The sequence below is a fragment of the Variovorax endophyticus genome, assembly GCF_025376855.1.
Taxonomy (GTDB): Bacteria; Pseudomonadota; Gammaproteobacteria; order Burkholderiales; family Burkholderiaceae_C; genus Variovorax.
The window spans coordinates 1-20697 of the sequence record NZ_JAHUTH010000004.1 but is presented as its reverse complement, the minus strand read 5'-3'; the positions used below and the strand labels follow the sequence as shown (position 1 = coordinate 20697).

Here is a 20697-nt window from a genome sequence, read left to right as displayed (position 1 = left end):
ACATGGGTGCCTCCGACTTCGCGAACCTGCCGCACATCGGCAACGCGCTGCGGCGCAAGGAAGACTACCGGTTCCTGACCGGTGCGGGCAACTACACCGACGACATCACGCTGGCGAACCAGTCGCACGCGGTGTTCGTCCGCTCCCCGCACGCGCATGCGCGCATCGTCTCGGTCGACATCGCCGACGCGCTCACGATGCCCGGCGTGGTCGGCATCTTCAGCGGCAAGGACATCGAGGGCAAGATGGGCGGGCTGCCCTGCGGCTGGCTGATCAACAACCCCGACGGCACGCCGATGAAGGAGCCGATGCACCCGATCCTCGCGATCAACAAGGTGCGCTACGTCGGCGACCATGTCGCGATGGTGGTGGCCGAGACGGTCGAGCAGGCGAAGAACGCCGCCGAGGCCGTAGTGGTCGAGTACGAGGTGCTGCCCGCATTGGTCGGCGTGGCCGACGCGGCGAAGAAAGCCGGCGGCGTCACGATCCACGACGAGGCGCCCGACAACCAGTGCTACAAGTGGGCGCTGGGCGACAAGGCGGCGGTCGATGCCGCGTTCGCGGGCGCCGCGCACGTCACGAAGCTCGATCTGGTCAACAACCGGCTGATCCCCAACCCGATCGAGCCGCGCGTGGCCATCGGCAGCTACAGCCGCGGCACCGACGACTACACGCTCTACGTCTCGAACCAGAACCCGCACGTCGAGCGGCTGCTGATGACGGCCTTCGTGCTGGGCCTGCCCGAGCACAAGGTGCGCGTGATCGCGCCCGACGTGGGCGGCGGCTTCGGCTCGAAGATCTTCCTCTACGCCGAGGACGTGTGCCTGACCTGGGCCGCCAAGCAGCTCAACCGCAACATCAAGTGGACGGCCGAGCGCTCGGAATGCTTCCTGTCGGACGCGCACGGCCGCGACCACGTGAGCCATGCCGAGATGGCGATGGACAAGGACGGCAAGTTCCTCGCGATGCGGGTCCACACCGATGCCAACCTCGGCGCCTACCTGTCGACCTTCTCGACCGCGGTGCCGACCATCCTCTACGCCACTCTGCTCGCGGGCCAGTACACCACGCCGCAGATCTACGTCGAGGTCGATGCCTGGTTCACCAACACGGCACCGGTCGACGCCTACCGCGGCGCCGGCCGGCCCGAGGCCACCTACCTGCTCGAGCGGCTGGTCTCGCGCTGCGCCTGGGAAATGAACCTGGGCCAGGACGAGATCCGCCAGCGCAACTTCATCACCGCCTTCCCGTACCAGACGCCGGTGGCGCTGCAGTACGACACCGGCGACTTCCATGCCTGCATGGACAAGGCGCGCAAGCTGGCCGAGGTCGAGGGCTATGCCCAGCGCAAGTCGGCCAGCGAGGCGGCCGGCAAGCTGCGCGGCATCGGCTACTCGAGCTACATCGAGGCCTGCGGCATCGCGCCGTCGAACATCGCGGGCGCGCTCGGCGCGCGCGCGGGCCTGTTCGAGTGCGGCGAGATCCGCGTGCACCCGACCGGCAGCGTGACCGTGTTCACCGGCTCGCACAGCCATGGCCAGGGCCACGAGACCACCTTCGCGCAGGTGGTGGCGGCGCGCCTGGGCATCGCGGTCGAGGCGGTCGACGTGGTGCACGGCGACACCGGCCGCGTGCCCTTCGGCATGGGCACCTACGGCTCGCGCTCGATCTCGGTCGGCGGCGCGGCCATCATGAAGGCGCTCGACAAGATCGAGGCCAAGGCCAAGAAGATCGCGGCCCACCTGATGGAGGCGAGCGACGCCGACATCGAGTTCGCCAACGGCGAGTTCACGGTCAAGGGCACCGACAAGAAGATCCCGTTCGGCCAGGTGGCGCTGACGGCCTACGTGCCGCACAACTACCCGCTCGACAAGCTCGAGCCGGGCCTCAACGAGACCGCCTTCTACGACCCGACCAACTTCACCTTCCCGGGCGGCACCTACATCTGCGAGGTCGAGATCGACAAGCAGACGGGCGAGGTGCGCGTGGACCGCTTCACCGCGGTGGACGACTTCGGCACCATCATCAATCCGATGATCGTCGAGGGCCAGGTGCACGGCGGCCTGGTGCAAGGCATCGGCCAGGCGCTGCTCGAGAACTGCGTCTACGACAACGAGACCGGCCAGCTGCTCACCGGCAGCTTCATGGACTACGCCATGCCGCGCGCCGCCGAGTTCCCGCAGTTCAAGCTCGACACCGTCTGCACGCCCTGCACCCACAACCCGCTGGGCACCAAGGGCTGCGGCGAGGCGGGCGCGATCGGCTCGCCGCCGGCGGTCATCAACGCCGTGCTCGATGCGCTGGCACCGCTGGGCGTGAAGGACTTCGACATGCCGGCCTCGTCGAGCCGCGTCTGGGAAGCGATGCAGAAGGCAGGCGCTGCCGCCTGATCACCCCCCATATCTATAAATAAAGAAGGAACCACCCCATGTACGCCTTCACGTTCGAACGGCCCGCGGCCCTGGCCGACGCCGTCAAGCTGGCCGAAGCCGGCGGCAAGCCCCTGGCGGGCGGCCAGACCCTGCTGGCCTCGATGAAGCTGCGCCTGTCGGCGCCCGAGCAGCTCGTCGACCTCGGCGGCATCAAGGAACTCACCGGCATCCGGAAGGATGGCGATGCCCTCGTCATCGGTGCCATGTCGCGCCACCTCGACGTGGCCAACAACGCCGAGGTGAAGGCCGCCTTCCCGGCGCTGGCCGACCTGGCCTCGCGCATCGGCGACCGGCAGGTGCGCGCGATGGGCACCATCGGCGGCTCGGTGGCCAACAACGATCCGGCCGCCTGCTACCCGAGCGCGGTGCTGGCAACGGGCGCGACCGTGGTCACCACGAAGCGCGAGATCGCGGCCGACGACTTCTTCCTGGGCCTGTTCACCACCGCGCTCGAAGAGGGCGAGCTGATCACAGCGATCCGCTTCCCGATCCCGAAGCGCGCGGTCTACGAGAAGCTGCGCCAGAAGGCCTCGCATTTCCCGCTGGTCGGCGTGTTCCTCGCGCAGTACGACAGCGGCGTGCGCGTGGCCATCACCGGCGCGGGCAACGGCGTGTTCCGGCACGCGGGGCTCGAGGATGCGCTCGACAAGAGCTTCACCGCGGCCGCGGCGGCCGGCGTGAAGATCGACGCCAGCGAGCTCAACACCGACCTGCACGCCACGGCCGCCTATCGCGCCAACCTGATCAACGTGCTGACGCAGCGCGCGGTGACGAAGGCGCTGGGCTGATCCACGGGTCGGCGAACACGGGCTGACCGGACGCGAAGAACGCGAAGGTTTCGCGAAGGGCGCAAAAGAACATCCGAAAAAGTTTTTCGGTTTCCCTTTCGCGCCCTTCGCGAAACCTTCGCGTCCTCTGCGTCCGGATGTCCGTTTCCCGGCGTCTTCCATGCGGCCGTGCATTACCCTAGGCCATGACCTTCGAGACCATCGACTCACTCACCGACGGCCTGCTGCGCGCCGGCTACTACGCCGACCGCCGGCTCGCGACCGCCGTGTTCCTCGCGCTGAAGCTGCAGCGTCCGCTGCTGCTCGAGGGCGAGCCCGGCGTGGGCAAGACCGAACTCGCGAAGGCCCTGGCCCAGGCGCTGCAGCGCGAGCTGCTGCGGCTGCAGTGCTACGACGGCCTCGAGCAGCGCGAGGCGCTCTACGAATGGAACTACGCAGCGCAGCTGCTGCACATGCGCGCGGTCGAGGCCTCGGGCGCGGTGCGCGACGTCGAGGCCGAGGTCTACCAGCCGCACTACCTGATCCGTCGCCCGCTGCTGCAGGCGCTGCAGGCGCCGGCCCCGGGCGCGGTGCTGCTGATCGACGAGGTCGACCGTGCCGACGAGCCCTTCGAGGCCTTCCTGCTCGAGTACCTCGGCGAGTACCAGGTCAGCATTCCCGAGCTCGGCACCATCCGCGCCGCGGTGGCGCCGGTCACCATCCTCACGAGCAACCGCACGCGCGAACTCAACGACGCCGTGAAGCGGCGCTGCCTCTACCACTGGCTCGACTATCCCGAGCGCGAACGCGAACTGGCCATCGTGCGTGCCCAGGTGCCGGGCGTGGGCGAGAAGCTGTCGGCGCAGGTGGCCGACTTCGCGGCCCGTCTGCGCAGCGCGCCCTTCGTCAACGCCTTCCAGCGCGCGCCCGGCATTGCCGAGAGCGTGGAGTGGGCGCGCGCGCTGATCGCGCTCGACACGGTCGAGCTCGATCCCGAGGTGGTGTCCGACACCGCCGGCATCCTGTTCAAGCAGCGCGACGACGTGGCGGCGCTGACGCGCGAGCTGGCGAGCGAGCTGCTCAAGCCCGAGGAAGCGGGGGCATGAAAACCGAACGCAGAAGGAAGCCGAAAGCAGCGCAGAAGTCGCAGAAGAAATCCTTGGATTTTCTTTTCTGCGACCTCTGCGAAACCTTCGCGACGTCTGCGTTCGGTCCCCGCTCCCGTATTCAGAGATGCAACAGCTAGGCGACGCCCGCACCGGCAAGCTGGCCGGCAACATCGCCGCCTTCGGCCGGGCGCTGCGCCGCGCGGGCGTGCGCACCGACGCCGCGCGCATCGCGCTGGCCGAGGAGGCCGCCACACTGGTCGGCGTGGAGCGCAAGCTCGACCTCAGTGCCGCGCTCGAGGCCGTGATGGTCGGCCGCGAACAGGACCGGCTGGTGTTCCGCGAGCTGTTCGACGCCTGGTTCCGCGACCCCGAGCTCGCCAACAAGCTGCTCGCGCAGATGCTGCCGAGCGCCGAGGGCAAGGCCGAGCCCTCGAAGCGCCGGCCGCGCGTGCGCGAGGCGCTGGCCGCGCCGCGCGATCCGCACAAACCGCCGCTGGCTGCGCTGCCCGACAAGGAGGTCGAGTTCGACGCCGCCATGACCGCGAGCGATCGCCAGCGGCTGCACCATGCCGACTTCAATGCGCTGGGCGCGGCCGAGTACCGGCTGGTCGAGCGGCTCGCGCGCGACATCTCGCTGCCGGTGCCGCGGCTGCCCACGCGGCGCCTGCGCCCGGCCGGCGAGAGCGGCCGCCATGCGCGCATGCACTGGCCCGGCGTGCTGCACGAGGCGGCGCGCACCGGCGGCGAGATGCTGCGGCTGCCGCGGTTGGCGCGGCGCGAACAGCCGCTGCCGCTCTTGGTGCTGGTCGACGTCTCGGGCTCGATGGAGCGCTATGCGCGGCTGCTGCTGGCTTTCCTGCACGCGGCCACGCGGCGCGCGGGCCGGCGCGACGTGTTCGCCTTCGGCACCGGGCTGACCGATCTCACGCCGGCCTTCCGGCTGGCCGACACCGACGACATGCTGGCCGCGGCCAGCCTCGCCATCGACGATTTCGCGGGCGGCACGCGGCTCGGCAGCTCGCTGGCCGAGCTGCGCCAGCGCCACGCGCGCCGACTGATCGGCCGCCGCACGCTGGTGCTGGTCATCAGCGACGGGCTCGACACCGGCGAGCCGGCCCAGCTCGCGCAGGAACTGCAGTGGCTGAAACGCCATTCGCGCCGGCTGCTGTGGCTCAACCCGCTGCTGCGCTTCGAGGGCTACGCCCCTTTGGCGCGTGGGGCCGGCGTGCTGCACCGCCATGCGGACGCGATGCTCGCGGTTCACAATCTCAGCGCGCTCGAACAGCTGGCCGCGAGTCTCGCGGCACTGATGCGGTCAGGGCGCTAGCCGCCTTCGGGCCGCGGGACAGGATCACAAGAAGGAAAGACCACCATGGAAATGCTCGGTAACCGCCGGCTCGCCATCACCCAGCAACAGGCCTGGGAGGCGCTCAACGACCCGGAAACGCTCAAGAAGTGCATTCCCGGCTGCGACAAGTTCGAGCTGACGGGCGAGAACACCTACAGCGTGAGCCTCGCGGTCAAGATCGGCCCGGTGTCGGCCAAGTTCAGCGGCAAGGTGATGCTGTCGGACATCGTCGCGCCCGACGGCTACAAGCTCACCTTCGAAGGGCAGGGCGGCGTGGCCGGCTTCGCCAAGGGCTCGTCGAGCGTGACCTTGCGGCCGCTGGCCGATGCCGCGCCGGCCGCGCCCGCGGATGCACCCGCGGCCGAGGGCGCCGAGGCGGCCCCGGCCGTCGCCCCCGCCGGCTGCGAGCTCGACTACACGGTGCAGGCCCAGGTGGGCGGCAAGATCGCCCAGCTCGGCCAGCGCCTGATCGACGGCGCGGCCAAGTCCACGGCCGACGATTTCTTCAAGCGCTTCGAAGCCGAGATGCAAAGCCGCTACGGCCCGCCGCCGGCCGCGGCGCCCGAGAACGCGGAGGCGCCGGCCGAGAGGACCGGCGCGGTGGCCGGCTTCATGAAGAAGATCGGCCTCGGCAAGAAATCGGACAAGGACGCCGAGCCCGGTGCGGGCGGCGAAGCCGGCGGCGGCTGAGACGGCCGACAGGCGCCGCTTTCCACGAAAGAAGACGCGATGGAAAACCTCGACGTGATGGTGCTTCGCACGCTGCGCGACTGGCGGCGTGCCGGCAAGCGCGCGCTGCTGACCACGGTGGTGCGCACCTGGGGCTCGTCGCCGCGGCCCGTGGGCTCGATCATGGCGCTGGCCGAAGACGGCGCGGTGGTCGGCTCGGTCTCGGGCGGCTGCATCGAGGACGACCTGATCGCGCGCTACAGCCATGCCCACGGCCAGGCCCAGGAGGTGCCGCTGGGCGCGCCGCCCGCGCTGGTGAAGTACGGCATCACGGCCGACGAGGCGCACCGCTTCGGCCTGCCCTGCGGCGGCACGCTCGAGCTGCTGCTCGAGTACGCGCCCGACGCGGGCGCGCTCGACACGCTGGTGTCGCAGCTCGAACAGGGCCGGCTGATGCGGCGCACCGTCGAGCTGGCCACGGGCGTGGTGCGGCTCGAGGAAGCCAAGGCGCCCGACGAACTCACGGTCGACGACACCGAACTGGCCAACACCTTCGGCCCCGAGTACCGCATGCTGCTGATCGGCGCCGGCCAACTCGCCGAGTACCTCGCGACCATGGCCAAGTTCAGCGGCTTCGCGGTCACCCTGTGCGATCCGCGCGCCGAGTACCGCACCGCCTGGTCGCTGCCCGGCGTGCAGATCACCACCGAGATGCCCGACGATGCGGTGCTGGCCTTCCGGCCTGACCGCCGCAGCTGCGTGGTGGCGCTCACGCACGATCCCAAGCTCGACGACCTCGCGCTGCTCGAGGCGCTGCAGAGCGATGCCTTCTACGTGGGCGCCATCGGTTCGCGCCGCAATGCCGACGCGCGGCGCGACCGCATGATCGAGCACTTCGACCAGACCGCCGAATCGCTGGCGCGGCTGCGCGGGCCGATCGGCATCTACATCGGCAGCAAGACGCCGCCCGAGATCGCGGTCAGCGTGATGGCGGAGATCCTCGCGGTGAAGAACGCCGTGCCGCTGCCGCGCGAGATGGAAGTGGCGCGCGCCAAGGAACGGCTGCTGCCGGCCTGAGCCGCAGGGGTCTACTCGACCCCGAGCAGGTCGTAGATGCGCCGCACGTAGAGGCCGAACTCGGCGCTGGTCTTGATGTGCAGCGTGCGCGGCGCTGGCAGCTCGATCGGAAAGAAGTCGGCCATGCGCGCCGGCCCCGCCGTGAGCACCGCGCAGTGCGAGCCGAGGAACACCGCCTCCTGGATGCTGTGCGTGACCACCACGAAGGTGGTGCGGCTGCGCGCCCAGATCCGCAGCATCTCGAGGTTCATCTTCTCGCGCGTGAGCGCATCGAGCGCGCCGAAGGGCTCGTCCATCAGCACCAGCTTGGGTTCGTGGATCAGCGCGCGCGCGATCGCGGCGCGCTGCTGCATGCCGCCCGAGAGCTCGTAGGGCCGCTTGTCGGCGAAGCCCGCGAGGCCGACCATCTCGAGCAGTTCGTGCGCGCGCTGCGTCGCGGCCTTGCGGTCGAGGCCCAGGATGTCGGCCGGCAGCAGCACGTTCTCGAGGATGGTGCGCCACTTCAGCAGCAGCGGCTGCTGGAACACCATGCCCACGTCGCGACCCGGCTCGAAGGCCTGGCCGCCGCCGATCTCCAGCGTGCCGCCGTCGTGGCCGTGCAGCCCGGCGAGGATCTTCAGCAGCGTCGACTTGCCGCAGCCCGAAGGGCCGACCAGCGACACCATGTCGCCCGCGTGGATGTCCATCGTGACGTCGGAGACCGCGAGGAACTCCTGGTCGCGGCGGCGGTAGACCTTGCGCAGGCCGCGCATGCGGATCAGAGGCACTTCGACCTCGGCGCGGACGGCGGTCGCGGTCATGCCAGCCACCGTGCGAGGTTGTCGCGCACGAAGGCGTCGTCGGCGAGGTCGCCGTGCGCGGCGTACACGCGGTCGATCTCCGCCGACTGGCCCGCGCCCAGGCCCTCGGCCGGATCGAGGCACCAGATGCCCTCGAGCAGCCCCTGGCGCCGCAGCACCTCGTGGCAGCCCGCGATGCAGCCGTGGAAATTGTTCGCCACGTCGAAGAAGGCGGCGTTGCAGTCGGTCACGCGCGCATCGAGCGCGAGCAGCTCGGGGCTCAGGTTGCCCTGGCCGGCCGCCAGCTCGGCCTGGATGCGCGCGAGCAGCTGCACCGCGCCCGCGGTCCACACCGACCAGTGGCCCAGCAGCCCGCCGCGAAAGCGCACCTGCACCGGCGCGCCGTCGCGCATGGCCGCGAAGGGCAGGGCGAGGTCGAGCACGATGTGGTCGTCGTTGCCGGTGTAGAGGAACACGCGCTCCTCGGCGCGCGCCTCGATCACGCCGCGCACCACGTCGATGGTGCGGTAGCGGTTGAAGGGCGCGACCTTGATCGCGAGCACGTTCGGGATCGAGGCGAAGCGGCGCCAGAAGTCGCTCGACAGCACCGGGCCGCCGACCACGGTCTGCAGGTAGAAGCCGATCAGCGGGATCTCCTGCGCGACCGCCTCGCAGTGGGCGATCAACGCGTCTTCCGAGGCGCCGGCCAGCGCGGCCAGGCTCAGGAGGCCCGCTTGGTAGCCGAGCGAGACGGCGGTGCGCGCCTCGGCGCTCGCCTGCGCGGTGGGGCCGCAGAGGCCGGCGATCATCGCCATCGGCCGGTCGCTCCAGGCCAGGCGGTCGGCCATCGCGGCCTCGAGCACCTTGGCATAGAGGCCGCGCTCGCGGATCGCGAACTGCGTGGTGTGCACGCCGACCGCGAGCCCGCCCGCGCCGGCATCGACGTAGTAGCGCGTCAGCGCGCGCTGGCGCCGGCGGTCGAAGCGGCGTTCGGCATCGAGCGCGAGCGGATGGGCCGGGATCACGGTGCCCTTGGCGAGCAGCGCGAGCACGTCGGCGGGCAGGTCGGAGCGGTTCAATGGCATGTGCGAAGTCCTCAGCCGAACTCGGGGCCGGCAATGGCGTGGATGAACGAGGGATGACCGGCCGGCGCCGCCGTGCTCGCGGGCGGCAGCGCCATGCGCGCGAAGCCGCGCTGGGGTTCGAAGCCGGCCGCGCGCAGTGCCTGCGCGAGTTGCGCGCGGCCGTCGGGCACGTCGATCAGCACCGGGCCGGCGATACCGGCGAGCGCGCGCGGCAGCAGCGCGCGGGCATGGGCCTCGTCGGCAGCGAGCAGCGGGCCGACGTGATGGGCGACGCGGCCTTCGCGCACGAGGGCGAAGGCCAGGCCATCGCGCACGCAGCGGCTGCCCGGGCGCGCGAGCAGGTCGGCGAGCACCTGGGGGCGGGCGAGGCCCAGGGCCTCGGTGTCGAGCGCGGCGAGCGGCGCCGCATCGGGCCGGTCGATCGGTGCCGGATCGGCCGCCTGCGCGAGCGCCTCGCGGCGCCAGCGCGTGAGCCGCCACAGCGGCGCGAAACCGAAGCTCGCATAGAGCGGCTCGCCCTGCGGCGTGGCATCGAGCATCGCGACGCGGCCCTGCGCGCGCACGCGCTCGAGGCAGTGCGCGAACACCGCGCGGCCCAGGCCCTGCCCGCGCGCGGCGGGCGCCACGAGGATCATGCTGATCCAGGCGGCGCCGGGCTGGTTGCGTGGTGCGTCGGCTGCGCGCTCCAGCGGCAGCACAGCGCCGCTCGCGACGATCGTTCCTTCACCGTCGCGTATCGCGTGCACGCTGCCGAGCCGCTCGAACAGCCGCCAGTCCGCCGCGAGCTGGTTCCAGCCGCTGGCCGCGACCAGCGCGTCCAGCTGCGGCAGCTCGCGCGGCGAGAGCGCGTCCAGCGTTTCGACGAGGGCGGTGGCGGGCACGGTGTCTTCCTTCAGTACTTGCCGTCGCGCGATTCGAACTTGGTCGGCTTGCCGTACTGGCGCTGCTCGCGCGCGATCCAGTCGGCGACCCAGCCCACGAGCTGCGACAACGGCACGCGCGGATAGCCGAACAGCCGCTCGGCCTCGCCGGTGTTCATGAGCCAGGCGGTGGGCGCCTCGCTGCCCGCGATCTGCACCGGCTTGCCGAAGCGGCGGCCGAACTCCTCGGCCAGCCAGCGGATCGAGGTGGTCTCGGGGCCGCTCACGTTGAGCGGCGAGGTCGGCACCGTCGCGGCCGCGAGGCAGCGCAGCGCCTGCGCGTTGGCGTCGCCCTGCCAGATCACGTTGACGTGGCCCATGGTCACGTCCACCGGCTCGCCGCGCCAGACCTTGCCGGCCACGTCGGCCAGCACGCCGTAGCGCAGGTCGATGGCGTAGCTCAGGCGGAACAGCCGGCCCGGCGTGCCGTGGCGCTGCGAGAAGTACTCGAACATGCGCTCGCGGCCCACGCAGGAGTTGGCGTACTCGCCGGGCGGATTGGGCGCCTCGCTCTCGTGCGCGCCCTGGCCGATCACCGGCACGAAGGGATAGACGCAGGCGGTGGAGAAGGCCACGATGCGCGAGCCGCTGAAGTGCTGCGCCACCAGTGCGGGCACGTGCGCGTTCATGGCCCAGGTCAGCGGGTTGTCGGCATCGGCGCCGAACTTGCGCCCGGCCATGAAGACCACGTTGGGCGTGCGCGGCAGCTTCGCGATCGCCTCGGCGTCGAGCAGGTCGCAGGCCAGGGTCTCGATGCCGTTCGCCTCGAGCGCCTCGCGCACGCCGGCCTCGCTGAAGCGCGCCACCGCGATCACGCGCCGGCCCGGCATCGCGTTCTTCGCCAGCCGTGCGAGCGTCGGGCCCATCTTGCCGCCGACGCCGAGCACCATCAGGTCGCCGTCGATGCGCGCCATGTCGCGCAGCAGGTCGCGCGAGGGCGTGGCGAGGTAGTCCTCGAGCGCGGCCTCGGTGTCGAAGCGTTCGGGGAAGGGGAGGTCGTCGAGCACAGGCGTGGTGGTGTTCATTGGATTCGGGCGTCCTGGGTGATGAAGAGGCGCTCCAGCAGCAGCACCAGCAGGTAGAGCAGCACGCCCAGGCCGGTGATGAGGAGCACGGCCATGAAGACCGCGGGGGTGTCGAGCGAGGCCTGCACCTGGATCATCAGGTAGCCCAGGCCGCGCTCCGACGCGATGAATTCGCCCACCACGGCACCCGCGACCGCGAGGATGGTGGCGACCTTCATGCCCGAGAACACGTAGGGCAGCGAGCCCGGCAGCTGGATGTAGCGAAACAGCTGCCAGCGCGAGCCCTTGAGCGCGCGCACGAGGTCGAGCAGTTCGGGCTCGGTCTCGTTGAGGCCGCGGATCGTGGTCAGCAGGATCGGGAAGAAGCACAGGCTGAAGGTGATCAGGATGTTCGGTCCGATGCCGTAGCTGAACCACACGATCACCAGCGGGCCCATCGCCACCTTCGGGATCATGTTGAGCGTGACCAGCAGCGGGAAGGCCACCAGCATCAGCCGCCGGCTGGTGACGAACAGCAGCGCGCAGAGGATGCCGAGCACCAGGCCCAGCACGTAGCCGCCGAACACCTCGAGTGCGGTGACGCCGGTGTTCATGAGCCAGGCGTGCTGCGGATTGGCCAGCGTGGCGAGCACCTTCGAGGGCGCCGGCAGCACGAAAGGCTGGATCTGGAAGGCGCGCACCGCGAACTCCCACAGCAGCACCGCCGCGATGTGCACCGCGACCACCACGGCCCAGCGCTGCCAGGCGGGGCGTTCGCCGGACAGCGGCGCGGAGCTTGCGGTGGGCGGGGAGGCGCCGTCGGATGCCGTCATCTCAATTCCTGTGGAAGGAAACAATGCGGCGGATCATAGGCAGGCTGGCCGGTCGAGTCAACCAACTAGTTGATAAAAAGCGGCGCGAGGGCCGCAAGCGCTCAGGGCCGCAGCGCGTTGAGCGCGAACTCGATCACGTGGCGGCGGCGCTTGAGCAGCGCGCCGCGCGCGTCGAGCGGCGTGCCGAAGATGGCCGACAGCGTGTGGTTGTTCGAGAAGAAGAAGTAGGAGATGCCGGCGATCGAGATGTAGAGGTTGATCGCGTCGAAGTCGGCGCGGAACACGCCCGCGGCCACGCCGCGCTCGAGCGTGGCCTCGAGCATCTCGATGAAGGGCGAGTGCATCTTCTGCAGCCGCTCCGACTCGTGCAGGTGCTCGCCGCGGTTGCGGTTCTCGTCGGCCAGCATGGCGATGAACTCCGGATGCTCGGCCAGGTAGTCGAAGGAGAAGGCCACCAGCTGCGCCATCGCCTCGCGCGGCTCGAGCGCGCCGAGCTCGAGCTTCTGTTCCTTCTCGCGGATCTCGGCATAGACCGATTCGAGCGCCACCAGGTACAGCCCCTGCTTGCTCTCGAAGTAGTGGTAGACGAGCTGCTTGTTCACGCCCGCGGCGGCGGCGATCTCGTCGACGCGCGCGCCCGCGAAGCCCTTGGTCGCGAACTCGGCGACCGCGGCGGCGATCAGCGCCTGCTTGGCGGCGACGGGGTCGCGCTCGCGGCGCGTGGCGACAGGAGCCGCGGGGGTGGCGGCGGGTGCGGCGGACTTGCGGGAGGTGGCGGAAGGCATGGTCGGATTCTGTCTCCAGGGCGGGAAGGCTTCGATTGCCTGTCAACCAAACAGTTGGTAATATGAATTTCAGGATCTGTTTGTACCTTCTTTTGGAGTGAGCTGCATGAAAAAGCTGTTGTCGGTGGCTGGCGCCGCCGCCGTTCTCGCGCTGCAGGGGCCCGCGGCATTCGCCGCCGATTCCATGAGCCTGATGCTCAACTGGACGCCCACGGCGGACCATGCGCCGCTCTACTACGCCAAGTCCAAGGGTTGGTATTCGGAGGCCGGCATCGACCTCAACATCGAGGCCGGCAAGGGCTCGGCCGTGTCGGCGCAGCGCGTGGGCACGAGCGGCAGCGAGCTCGGCATCTCCGACCTGCCGACCACCATCCAGGCCCGCGGCAAGGGCGCCGACGTGAAGGCGTTGATGGTGATCTACGCCAACAGCCCGCAGGGCTTCTACTGGCTCAAGTCCTCGGGCATCCAGGGGCCGAAGGACTTCGCGGGCCGCAAGATCGGCAACCCGCCGGGCGACGCCGCGCGCCTGATGTGGCCGGCCTTCGCCAAGAAGACCGGCCTCGACCCGGCCAGCGTGAGCTTCGTCAACGTGAGCCCGCAGGCCAAGGTGGCGGCGCTCAAGAGCAAATCGGTCGACATCATCAGCGACTTCTACAACGAGCACGACCTCAAGGTGCGCGAGTTCGGCGACGACCTCGGCTTCCAGCCCTGGCGCACGGCGGGCGTGAACGTCTACGGCAACTCGCTGATCGTCAACGGCGCCTACCTCGCGAAGAAGCCCGAGCAGGTGAAGAAGTTCGTCGCCGTCACGCAGCGTGCCTACGCAGCCTGCGTGAAGGACTTCGCGCCCTGCCTGCAGGCGCTGACCGCGAGCGTGAGCGGCCTGTCGCCCGACAACCAGCGCGACCAGTGGGAACGCATCAAGCAGCTGATGCGCGACGACACCACCACCAAGGTGGCGCTCGGCGCCTTCGACGGCGCGCGCGTGAAGGCCGACTACGAGCTGGTCTCGTCGCTGATCGGCATCGAGAAGCCCTACGACCCCGCGCTGCTGTTCAGCAACGACTTCCTCGACAGGAACGTGCGCATGGCGCCCTGAGCGCCTGGCACGCCGCGGGCCTTCAGCCCTTGTAGGGCGGGATCGGCCCCTGGTCCGAGGGCGCGGGCGGCGGCACGTCGCCGTGCTTCTGCCGCTCGCGGAACAGCGCGGCGCGCATCAGGAAGATGGTGGTGACGGGCGTGGTGAGCGCCACGAACAGCGCGATCAGGGTCGCGTGCAGGAACAGGCTGTGGCTCTGCACCGAGAAGTAGACGATGGTCGCGACCATCATCGACCACACGCCGCCGGTGGCGCCCAGGGTGGGCGCGTGGATGCGGCGGAAGAAGCTCGGCAGCCGCACCAGGCCGAAAGAGCCGATGGCCGCGAAGGCCGCGCCCAGCACGGCGAACACGCCGGTGACGACCTCGGCCCACAGCGGCAGCGGCCCCACGATGAAATCGCTCATTCGATGACCTCCCCGCGCAGCAGGAACTTGGCCATCGCCGTCGAGCTGACGAAGCCGAACAGCGCGATCAGCATCGCGGCGCCGAAGTACACGTCGCTCGCGTAGACGATGCCCAGCACCAGCATCATCAGCATGCCGTTGATGTAGAGGCAGTCGAGCGCCATCACGCGATCCTGCGCGGTGGGGCCGATCAGCAGGCGCGCGACGGCGCACAGCATCGCCACCGCGAGCAGGAACAGCGCGAACTTGAGCGACCAGAAGAGGATGGGCGTCATGATTCGAAGATCTCCATCAGCGGACGTTCGTAGCGGCTCTTGATCTGCGCGATGAAGGCCGCCTCGTCGTCGAGGTCGAAGACGTGGATCAGCAGGGTGCTGCGGTCGAAGGCCACCTCGCCCCAGGCGGTGCCGGGCGTGAGGCACATGATCATCGCGAGCACCGCGAGGCCGTTGGGGTCGCGCAAATCGAGCGGTATGCGCAGGAAGTTCGAATGGATCCGGTCGCTGCGGCGCGTGAGCAGCGCGCGCGCCACCGCGAACACCGACAGCGACATGTCGTAGAGCACGACGGCCGACAGCCGCAGCGCCACGCCGGGCCGGCGCATGCGCACGGTGGCGGGCCGCAGGCCCTTGGTCAGCAGCGGCACGGCGACCGCCAGCAGCAGGCCCGACACCAGCGTGCTGGCCTCGAGCGACTGGTTGAGCAGCAGCCAGACGACGAACAGCGCGACCGACAGCGGCGGGGAGGGGATCAGGCGCTTCATGGCGTGCCGGCCTTCGTATCGCCCTTGGGCGCCGGGTTCGGCACCTGCCGCGCGCCCATCACCGCTTCGCGGTAGGCGCTCGGCGTGCGCAGGCCCTCGGCGGTGGCCATCGCGTGGCGCAGCACCGGCTCGGACCAGACGGTGAGCGCGATGCAGGCCGCGATCAGCCCGGCCACCGGCAGCACCTCGAGCGCGGGCAGCGAGGGCAGGTTGCCGTGCGGCTGGGTCCAGAAATGGCGGATGCCGGTGCGGGTCAGCGCGATCAGCGCGAGGAAGCCCGAGGCGATCAGCAGCACGAGGAAGGTCCAGTCGGCGGCGGTGAGGGCGGCGCTCGAGCCCATCAGCCCCGAGAGCATCGCGAACTTGCCGACGAAGCCCGACAGCGGCGGCAGGCCCGTGAGCAGCAGCGTGCAGATCATGAAGCTCAGGCCCAGGAAGGCCACGCCGGCCGGAATGGCGCGGCCGTAGAGCGCCTGCGCGTCGTCGTCGAGGTTCACGTCGCTCAGCGCGCTCAGGTCCTCGGCCAGGAAGGGGGCGGTGCCGGCGGCCTCGTGCGGCGCCACGCTCATGCCGGCGTTGCGCCAGCGCTCGATCATGTCGATCAGCAGGAAGAAGGCGGCCACCGCGAGGGTGGAGCTCAGCATGTAGAACAGCGCACCGGCCCAGACATCGGGCTGGCCCAATCCCACGGCGGTGAGCAGCGTGCCGGCCGAGATCAGCACGCTGAAGCCCGCGAGGTTCGACAGCCGCTGCGTGCCGACGATGCCGATGGCCGCGACGAACAGGGTGGCGATGCCGGCGCCGATCAGCACCACCTGGCCGAACTCGGCCGAGGCGCCGGTGTCGGGCGCGAACAGCACGGTCCACAGCCGCAGCACGGTGTAGACGCCGAGCTTGGTGAGCAGCGCGAACACCGCGCCCACCGGCGACACGGCCGCGCTGTAGGCCGGTACCAGCCAGAAGTTGAGCGGCCAGGCCCCGGCCTTGGCGAAGAAGGCGGTGAACAGGATGGCCGCGGCCGCGTGCACCAGGCCGCGGTCGCCGGGCGCGAGCTGGGCGATGCGCAGCCCCAGGTCGGCCATGTTGAGCGTGCCGGTGGCGCCGTACAGCATGGCCGCGCCGATCAGGAACAGCGAGGAAGCCGCGAGGTTGATCGCGATGTAGTGCAGCCCGGCCTGCACCCGCAGCCGGCCCGAGCCGTGCAGCAGCAGGCCGTAGGAGGCGGCCAGCATGACCTCGAAGAACACGAACAGGTTGAACAGGTCGCCGGTGAGGAAGGCGCCGTTCAGGCCCATGAGCTGCAGCTGCAGCAGCGGATGGAAGTGCACGCCCGCGCGGTCCCAGCGCGAGGTGGAGTAGATCGAGGCGGCGAAGGCGATCACGCCGGTCAGCGCCACCATCATGGTCGAGAGCCGGTCGGCCACCAGCACGATGCCGAAGGGCGCGCGCCAGTTGCCCGGCAGGTAGACGCCGATCGAGCCCGGGCCGCCGCCGGTGTCGGCCGCGTTGACCCAGCGCAGCAGCGCCAGCGCGGCCATGAGGCCCACCAGGCCCGAGACCACGCTGAGGAAGGACTTGGTGCGGCGGCGCTGCTCGCCCAGCAGCAGCATCAAGGCGGCCGTGAGCATCGGCACCAGGATCGGCACCGCCACCAGGTGCGGCATGCTGATGTCGAGCAAGCGGTCGAGCAGGCTGAAGAGCTCGGTCATTCGCGCGCCTCCTCCTGTTCCTGGCGTTCCTCGCCGTCCACGTGGTCGGTGCCGGTCAGGCCGCGCGAGGCCAGCAGCACCACCAGGAACAGCGCGGTCATCGCGAAGCCGATCACGATCGCGGTGAGCACCAGCGCCTGCGGCATCGGGTCGGCCGTGTTGGCCAGCGTGGCCGCGAAGCCGGGGATCAGCACCGGCTCGCTGTCGACCTTGAGCCGGCCCATGCTGAAGATGAAGAGATTGACCGCGTACGAGATGAGCGTGAGGCCCATGATCACCTGGAAGGTGCGCGGACGCAGCAGCAGGTAGACACCCGAGCCGGTCAGAACGCCGATCGCGAGGGCGAGCACGATTTCCATCAGCGCGCTCCCTCCGGCGTGGCGCCGGCCGCCAGCGCATCCGCTTCGGCCTGCGCCTCCTTCTCGGCCTGCTCGTCGGCCCAGCGATGGCTGCGCACCGACTGGTGCGCGAGCGCGGTGAGGATCAGCATGGTGGCACCGAGCACCAGCGCGAACACGCCGATGTCGAAGAACAGGGCGCTGGGCACGTGGATGTCGCCGAGCACCGGCAGGTGCAGGTGGGCGGTGTGCGTGGTCAGGAAGGGGTAGCCGAAGAAGACAGCGCCGCCGCCGGTGCCCAGCGCGAACAGCAGGCCGATGGCGATCCAGCGGCGCGGGTAGATGCGCAGGTGCTCCTCCACCCACTCGGTGCCCGAGACGATGAACTGCAGCACCAGCGCCACCGACATCACCAGCCCCGCGACGAAGCCGCCGCCGGGCGCGTTGTGGCCGCGCATGAAGAGATAGACCGCCACCAGCACCGACAGCGGCAGCAGCAGGCGCACCAGCACCGCGGGCACCATCAGGTAGCCGACGGCGGTGTCCTTGGCGCGGCGCGGGTTCAGCAGGTCGCTGCTGCCGTCGTCGGCCTGGGCACGCTGCTGCGGCGGCAGCGCCATCGATTCGACCGCGGGCCGGAAGCGGCGCAGCAGCGCATAGACGGTGAGCGCCACCACGCCGAGCACGGTGATCTCGCCGAAGGTGTCGAAGCCGCGGAAGTCGACCAGCATCACGTTGACCACGTTGGTGCCGCCGCCCTCGCTGAGCGCGCGCTCGAGGAAGAAGGGCGAGATGCTCTGCGGGAAGGTGCGCGTCATCATGGCCCAGGCCAGCGCCGCCATGCCGCAGCCCGCGACGGTGGCCACCAGCAGGTCGCGGCCGCGCCGGCCCCAGGGGCGCAGGCGCGCGCTCGCGGTCTGCACCGCGTCCTTGCTGCGCATCGGCAGCCAGCGCAGGCCCAGCAGGATCAGCACGGTGGTCACGGCCTCGACCACCAGCTGCGTGAGCGCGAGGTCGGGCGCCGAGAACCAGATGTAGGTGACGCACGAGACCAGGCCCGCGCCCGCGGCCAGCATCAGCGCCGCGAGCCGGTGGAACTTGGCCTGCCAGGCGGCGGCCAGCGCGCAGACGCCGCCGATCAGCCAGGTCATGGCGAACATCGGCGAGAAGGGCAGCAGTTCGCGCGTGCCGGCGGCCGCGGGCGTCTGCTCGAGCGCCGCGAAGGCGCCGGCCACGGCCACCACCACGAGCAGCAGCAGCTGGGTCTGCATGCGGCGCGTGCCGAACAGGCGCCGGCTGCGGCGGCCGGCCTCGCTCAGCAGCGCGATCAGGTGCTCGAAGATCACCTGGCCGTCGAAGCGGTGCAGGAGCGGCGTGTTCTCGAGGCCGCCGGCCGCGCGCTGGCGGCGCTGCAGCAGGTAGAGCCCGGCGCCGCCCGCCAGGGCGACGAAGCTCATCAGGAGCGGCAGGTTGAAGCCGTGCCACACGGCCAGGCTGTACTCGGGCAGGATGCCGCCGACCACGGGCGCGGCCGCGGCGGCCAGCATCGGGCCGACCGACCAGGCCGGCGCCACGCCCACCACCAGGCAGATCAGCACCAGCAGCTCGACCGGCACGCGCATCCAGTGCGGCGGCTCGTGCGGCGGCTTGGGCACCTCGTTGCCGCAGGGCGCGCCGAAGAACACGTCGAACACGAAGCGCGCCGAATAGGCCACGCTGAAGATGCCGGCCAGCGTGGCGATCAGCGGCAGGCTGAAGTCGACCCAGGGCGTGGACTGGATGAACACCGTCTCGGCGAAGAACATCTCCTTCGAGAGGAAGCCGTTGAGCAGCGGCACGCCGGCCATCGAGGCGCTGGCGATGATGGCCAGCGTGCCCGTGATCTGCATCAGCTTCATCAGGCCGCTGAGCTTGCGGATGTCGCGCGTGCCGGTCTCGTGGTCGATGATGCCGGCGGCCATGAACAGCGAGGCCTTGAAGGTCGCGTGGTTCATGACGTGGAACACCGCCGCCACCGCCGCGAGCGGGCTGTTGAGGCCCAGCAGCAGGGTGATGAGGCCGAGGTGCGAGATGGTCGAGTAGGCCAGCAGTGCCTTGAGGTCGCGCTGGAACATCGCGATGAAGCCGCCGAGCAGCAGCGTGATCGCGCCCGCGCCGCCCACCAGCCAGAACCACTGCTCGGTGCCCGAGAGCACGGGCCACAGCCGTGCCATCAGGAACACGCCGAGCTTCACCATGGTGGCCGAGTGCAGGTAGGCCGACACCGGCGTTGGCGCGGCCATGGCGCGCGGCAGCCAGAAGTGGAACGGGAACTGCGCGCTCTTGGTGAAGGCGCCCAGCAGGATCAGCACCAGCACCACCGGGTACAGCGCATGGGCGCGGATGACGTCGCCCGAGGCCAGCACCACGTCGAGCTCGTAGCTGCCGACGATGCGGCCCAGCACCAGCACGCCGGCCAGCAGGCACAGCCCGCCCGCGCCGGTGACCGTGAGCGCCATGCGCGCGCCGCGCCGGGCATCGCGCCGGTGGTGCCAGTAGCCGATCAGCAGGAACGAGAACAGGCTGGTGAGCTCCCAGAACAGCACCATCTGGATCAGGTTGCCCGAGAGCACCACGCCCATCATCGCGCCCATGAACGCGAGGAAGAACGAGAAGAAGCGCGGCACCGGATCGGAGGCCGACATGTAGTAGCGCGCATAGAGCACCACCAGCGAGCCGATGCCCAGCACCAGCATGCAGAACAGCCAGGCGAAGCCGTCCATGCGGAACACCAGGTTCAGGCCCAGCGCGGGCAGCCATTCGATCTCGTGGCGCAGCACGTTGCCGTTGGCGAGCCGCGGAAAGAGCCACGCCGTCTGCACCGCGCAGCCCAGCGCGACCAGCCCCGCGAGCGTGGACTCCCGGTTGCGCGCGTTCGACGGCATCAAGGCCGCCAGCACGCTGGCAAGGAACGGGAGTGCGACGAGCAGGACGAGGGGCATTGCGGTCGATTCTATCGGCCGCCTCTATCGACGCCGGTATCTATAACCGCAGGACATAAGGCGGTTTTTTCGTGGTCGATCAGGCCGACAAGACCTGCACGGTGCGGATGCCCAGCCAGGTCAGGCACAGCGATCCGCCCAGGTGGGCGGCGGCCGTGACAAGGGCCACGCCGAGCCGGCCTTCGAGCAGCATGGTCGTGACTTCGGCCGAGAAGCTCGAGAAGGTGGTGAGGCCGCCGAGGAAGCCGGTCACCAGCGCGAGCCGCCAGACCGGATCGAGGTTGGGCAGCAGCTGGAAGGTGGCGACGGCCAGGCCGACCAGGTAGCCGCCGATCAGGTTGGCGGCCAGCGTGCCCCAGGGCATGAGGCCGCCGACACCGAGCCAGAGCGCGAGACCCCAGCGGGACAGGGCGCCGATGGAGGCGCCGACGCAGATCGCGAGAATCGGAACGAGCATGCGGCGATTGTCGGCCCGGGGCGTGAAAGCTTCAGGGTGCCATCTGCTGCGGCAGCCAGGTCACGAGCTGCGGCACGAAGTAGATGAGCAGCACCGCGGCCACCATCAGGAAGAACATCGGCAGCGTCACGCGCGC

At 70.2% G+C, this 20697-nt stretch carries 20 protein-coding genes; 7 read left to right on the top strand and 13 right to left on the bottom strand.

Annotation, left to right across the window (positions count from 1 at the left end; genetic code table 11):
• The first annotated feature begins 2 nt into the window (after positions 1-2).
• The 6 genes from KV106_RS06595 to KV106_RS06570 all read left to right on the top strand — a co-directional run bounded on the left by KV106_RS06595 (position 3) and on the right by KV106_RS06570 (position 7402).
• Positions 3-2390, top strand: a complete 2388-nt coding sequence (locus KV106_RS06595) for a xanthine dehydrogenase family protein molybdopterin-binding subunit (RefSeq protein ID WP_057589579.1) — start codon at positions 3-5, stop codon at positions 2388-2390.
• 38 nt (positions 2391-2428) lie between these two features.
• Positions 2429-3220, top strand: a complete 792-nt coding sequence (locus KV106_RS06590; RefSeq protein ID WP_261207673.1) for an FAD binding domain-containing protein — start codon at positions 2429-2431, stop codon at positions 3218-3220.
• A gap of 185 nt (positions 3221-3405) precedes the next feature.
• Positions 3406-4305, top strand: coding sequence for an AAA family ATPase (locus KV106_RS06585; RefSeq protein ID WP_261207664.1), 900 nt, complete (start codon positions 3406-3408; stop codon positions 4303-4305).
• Between the two features lie 127 nt (positions 4306-4432).
• Positions 4433-5635 (top strand): vWA domain-containing protein, encoded by a 1203-nt coding sequence (locus KV106_RS06580; protein WP_261207654.1) that lies wholly within the window; start codon positions 4433-4435, stop codon positions 5633-5635.
• A 45-nt stretch (positions 5636-5680) separates the two neighbouring features.
• On the top strand, positions 5681-6346 hold the full coding sequence (locus KV106_RS06575) for a CoxG family protein (protein WP_261207646.1): 666 nt from the start codon (positions 5681-5683) through the stop codon (positions 6344-6346).
• A gap of 39 nt (positions 6347-6385) precedes the next feature.
• Positions 6386-7402: an XdhC family protein gene (locus KV106_RS06570; RefSeq protein WP_057589584.1), complete on the top strand. Its 1017-nt coding sequence runs from the start codon at positions 6386-6388 to the stop codon at positions 7400-7402.
• Between the two features lie 11 nt (positions 7403-7413).
• Here KV106_RS06570 and KV106_RS06565 read toward each other — a convergent pair whose 3' ends face one another.
• From KV106_RS06565 to KV106_RS06540, 6 genes are all read right to left on the bottom strand, one after another.
• Complete coding sequence (locus KV106_RS06565) at positions 7414-8202, bottom strand: ABC transporter ATP-binding protein (RefSeq protein ID WP_261207642.1); 789 nt, start codon at positions 8200-8202, stop codon at positions 7414-7416.
• On the bottom strand, positions 8199-9266 hold the full coding sequence (locus tag KV106_RS06560) for a dihydrodipicolinate synthase family protein (protein WP_261207640.1): 1068 nt from the start codon (positions 9264-9266) through the stop codon (positions 8199-8201). Before KV106_RS06560 ends, KV106_RS06565 begins: the two co-directional genes overlap by 4 nt.
• Positions 9267-9277: 11 nt before the next feature.
• Complete coding sequence (locus tag KV106_RS06555; protein WP_261207638.1) at positions 9278-10147, bottom strand: GNAT family N-acetyltransferase; 870 nt, start codon at positions 10145-10147, stop codon at positions 9278-9280.
• An 11-nt stretch (positions 10148-10158) separates the two neighbouring features.
• The gene (locus KV106_RS06550; RefSeq protein WP_057589588.1) at positions 10159-11211 is read right to left on the bottom strand and encodes an NAD-dependent epimerase/dehydratase family protein; all 1053 of its coding nucleotides are present in this window, start codon (positions 11209-11211) and stop codon (positions 10159-10161) included.
• Positions 11208-12023: an ABC transporter permease gene (locus KV106_RS06545; RefSeq protein ID WP_209541145.1), complete on the bottom strand. Its 816-nt coding sequence runs from the start codon at positions 12021-12023 to the stop codon at positions 11208-11210. Before KV106_RS06545 ends, KV106_RS06550 begins: the two co-directional genes overlap by 4 nt.
• 101 nt (positions 12024-12124) lie before the next feature.
• Complete coding sequence (locus KV106_RS06540; RefSeq protein WP_057589589.1) at positions 12125-12808, bottom strand: TetR family transcriptional regulator; 684 nt, start codon at positions 12806-12808, stop codon at positions 12125-12127.
• A gap of 106 nt (positions 12809-12914) precedes the next feature.
• On the opposite strand from KV106_RS06540, the gene KV106_RS06535 reads away from it, so the two are divergent.
• Positions 12915-13907: an ABC transporter substrate-binding protein gene (locus KV106_RS06535; RefSeq protein ID WP_261207602.1), complete on the top strand. Its 993-nt coding sequence runs from the start codon at positions 12915-12917 to the stop codon at positions 13905-13907.
• A 22-nt stretch (positions 13908-13929) separates the two neighbouring features.
• On the opposite strand, the gene mnhG is transcribed toward KV106_RS06535, so the two are convergent.
• The 7 genes from mnhG to crcB all read right to left on the bottom strand — a co-directional run bounded on the left by mnhG (position 13930) and on the right by crcB (position 20561).
• On the bottom strand, positions 13930-14313 hold the full coding sequence (mnhG, locus tag KV106_RS06530; protein ID WP_261207600.1) for a monovalent cation/H(+) antiporter subunit G: 384 nt from the start codon (positions 14311-14313) through the stop codon (positions 13930-13932).
• Positions 14310-14588, bottom strand: a complete 279-nt coding sequence (locus KV106_RS06525; RefSeq protein WP_057589592.1) for a K+/H+ antiporter subunit F — start codon at positions 14586-14588, stop codon at positions 14310-14312. Before KV106_RS06525 ends, mnhG begins: the two co-directional genes overlap by 4 nt.
• Positions 14585-15076 carry a Na+/H+ antiporter subunit E gene (locus KV106_RS06520; RefSeq protein ID WP_261207567.1) on the bottom strand — a complete coding sequence of 164 codons (492 nt, stop codon included), beginning with the start codon at positions 15074-15076 and terminating at the stop codon, positions 14585-14587. The genes KV106_RS06525 and KV106_RS06520 overlap by 4 nt, the downstream gene beginning before the upstream one ends.
• Positions 15073-16785, bottom strand: coding sequence for a monovalent cation/H+ antiporter subunit D (locus tag KV106_RS06515; RefSeq protein ID WP_057589594.1), 1713 nt, complete (start codon positions 16783-16785; stop codon positions 15073-15075). Before KV106_RS06515 ends, KV106_RS06520 begins: the two co-directional genes overlap by 4 nt.
• The gene (locus tag KV106_RS06510) at positions 16782-17144 is read right to left on the bottom strand and encodes a Na+/H+ antiporter subunit C (protein ID WP_057589595.1); all 363 of its coding nucleotides are present in this window, start codon (positions 17142-17144) and stop codon (positions 16782-16784) included. Before KV106_RS06510 ends, KV106_RS06515 begins: the two co-directional genes overlap by 4 nt.
• On the bottom strand, positions 17144-20104 hold the full coding sequence (locus tag KV106_RS06505) for a monovalent cation/H+ antiporter subunit A (protein ID WP_261207545.1): 2961 nt from the start codon (positions 20102-20104) through the stop codon (positions 17144-17146). Before KV106_RS06505 ends, KV106_RS06510 begins: the two co-directional genes overlap by 1 nt.
• Before the next feature lie 79 nt (positions 20105-20183).
• Complete coding sequence (gene crcB / locus KV106_RS06500; protein ID WP_057589597.1) at positions 20184-20561, bottom strand: fluoride efflux transporter CrcB; 378 nt, start codon at positions 20559-20561, stop codon at positions 20184-20186.
• Positions 20562-20697 lie beyond the last annotated feature (136 nt).

What these genes read in the sequence shown, in the direction of transcription:
- mnhG (WP_261207600.1), bottom strand. Translation starts at nt 14,313, where the DNA reads ATGAGCGATTTCATCGTGGGGCCGCTGCCGCTGTGGGCCGAGGTCGTC.
- KV106_RS06570 (WP_057589584.1), top strand. Translation starts at nt 6,386, where the DNA reads ATGGAAAACCTCGACGTGATGGTGCTTCGCACGCTGCGCGACTGGCGG.
- KV106_RS06560 (WP_261207640.1), bottom strand. Translation starts at nt 9,266, where the DNA reads ATGCCATTGAACCGCTCCGACCTGCCCGCCGACGTGCTCGCGCTGCTC.
- KV106_RS06565 (WP_261207642.1), bottom strand. Translation starts at nt 8,202, where the DNA reads ATGACCGCGACCGCCGTCCGCGCCGAGGTCGAAGTGCCTCTGATCCGC.
- KV106_RS06575 (WP_261207646.1), top strand. Translation starts at nt 5,681, where the DNA reads ATGGAAATGCTCGGTAACCGCCGGCTCGCCATCACCCAGCAACAGGCC.
- KV106_RS06580 (WP_261207654.1), top strand. Translation starts at nt 4,433, where the DNA reads ATGCAACAGCTAGGCGACGCCCGCACCGGCAAGCTGGCCGGCAACATC.
- KV106_RS06505 (WP_261207545.1), bottom strand. Translation starts at nt 20,104, where the DNA reads ATGCCCCTCGTCCTGCTCGTCGCACTCCCGTTCCTTGCCAGCGTGCTG.
- KV106_RS06550 (WP_057589588.1), bottom strand. Translation starts at nt 11,211, where the DNA reads ATGAACACCACCACGCCTGTGCTCGACGACCTCCCCTTCCCCGAACGC.
- KV106_RS06585 (WP_261207664.1), top strand. Translation starts at nt 3,406, where the DNA reads ATGACCTTCGAGACCATCGACTCACTCACCGACGGCCTGCTGCGCGCC.
- KV106_RS06520 (WP_261207567.1), bottom strand. Translation starts at nt 15,076, where the DNA reads ATGAAGCGCCTGATCCCCTCCCCGCCGCTGTCGGTCGCGCTGTTCGTC.
- KV106_RS06525 (WP_057589592.1), bottom strand. Translation starts at nt 14,588, where the DNA reads ATGACGCCCATCCTCTTCTGGTCGCTCAAGTTCGCGCTGTTCCTGCTC.
- KV106_RS06540 (WP_057589589.1), bottom strand. Translation starts at nt 12,808, where the DNA reads ATGCCTTCCGCCACCTCCCGCAAGTCCGCCGCACCCGCCGCCACCCCC.
- KV106_RS06595 (WP_057589579.1), top strand. Translation starts at nt 3, where the DNA reads ATGGGTGCCTCCGACTTCGCGAACCTGCCGCACATCGGCAACGCGCTG.
- KV106_RS06535 (WP_261207602.1), top strand. Translation starts at nt 12,915, where the DNA reads ATGAAAAAGCTGTTGTCGGTGGCTGGCGCCGCCGCCGTTCTCGCGCTG.
- crcB (WP_057589597.1), bottom strand. Translation starts at nt 20,561, where the DNA reads ATGCTCGTTCCGATTCTCGCGATCTGCGTCGGCGCCTCCATCGGCGCC.
- KV106_RS06545 (WP_209541145.1), bottom strand. Translation starts at nt 12,023, where the DNA reads ATGACGGCATCCGACGGCGCCTCCCCGCCCACCGCAAGCTCCGCGCCG.
- KV106_RS06510 (WP_057589595.1), bottom strand. Translation starts at nt 17,144, where the DNA reads ATGGAAATCGTGCTCGCCCTCGCGATCGGCGTTCTGACCGGCTCGGGT.
- KV106_RS06515 (WP_057589594.1), bottom strand. Translation starts at nt 16,785, where the DNA reads ATGACCGAGCTCTTCAGCCTGCTCGACCGCTTGCTCGACATCAGCATG.
- KV106_RS06590 (WP_261207673.1), top strand. Translation starts at nt 2,429, where the DNA reads ATGTACGCCTTCACGTTCGAACGGCCCGCGGCCCTGGCCGACGCCGTC.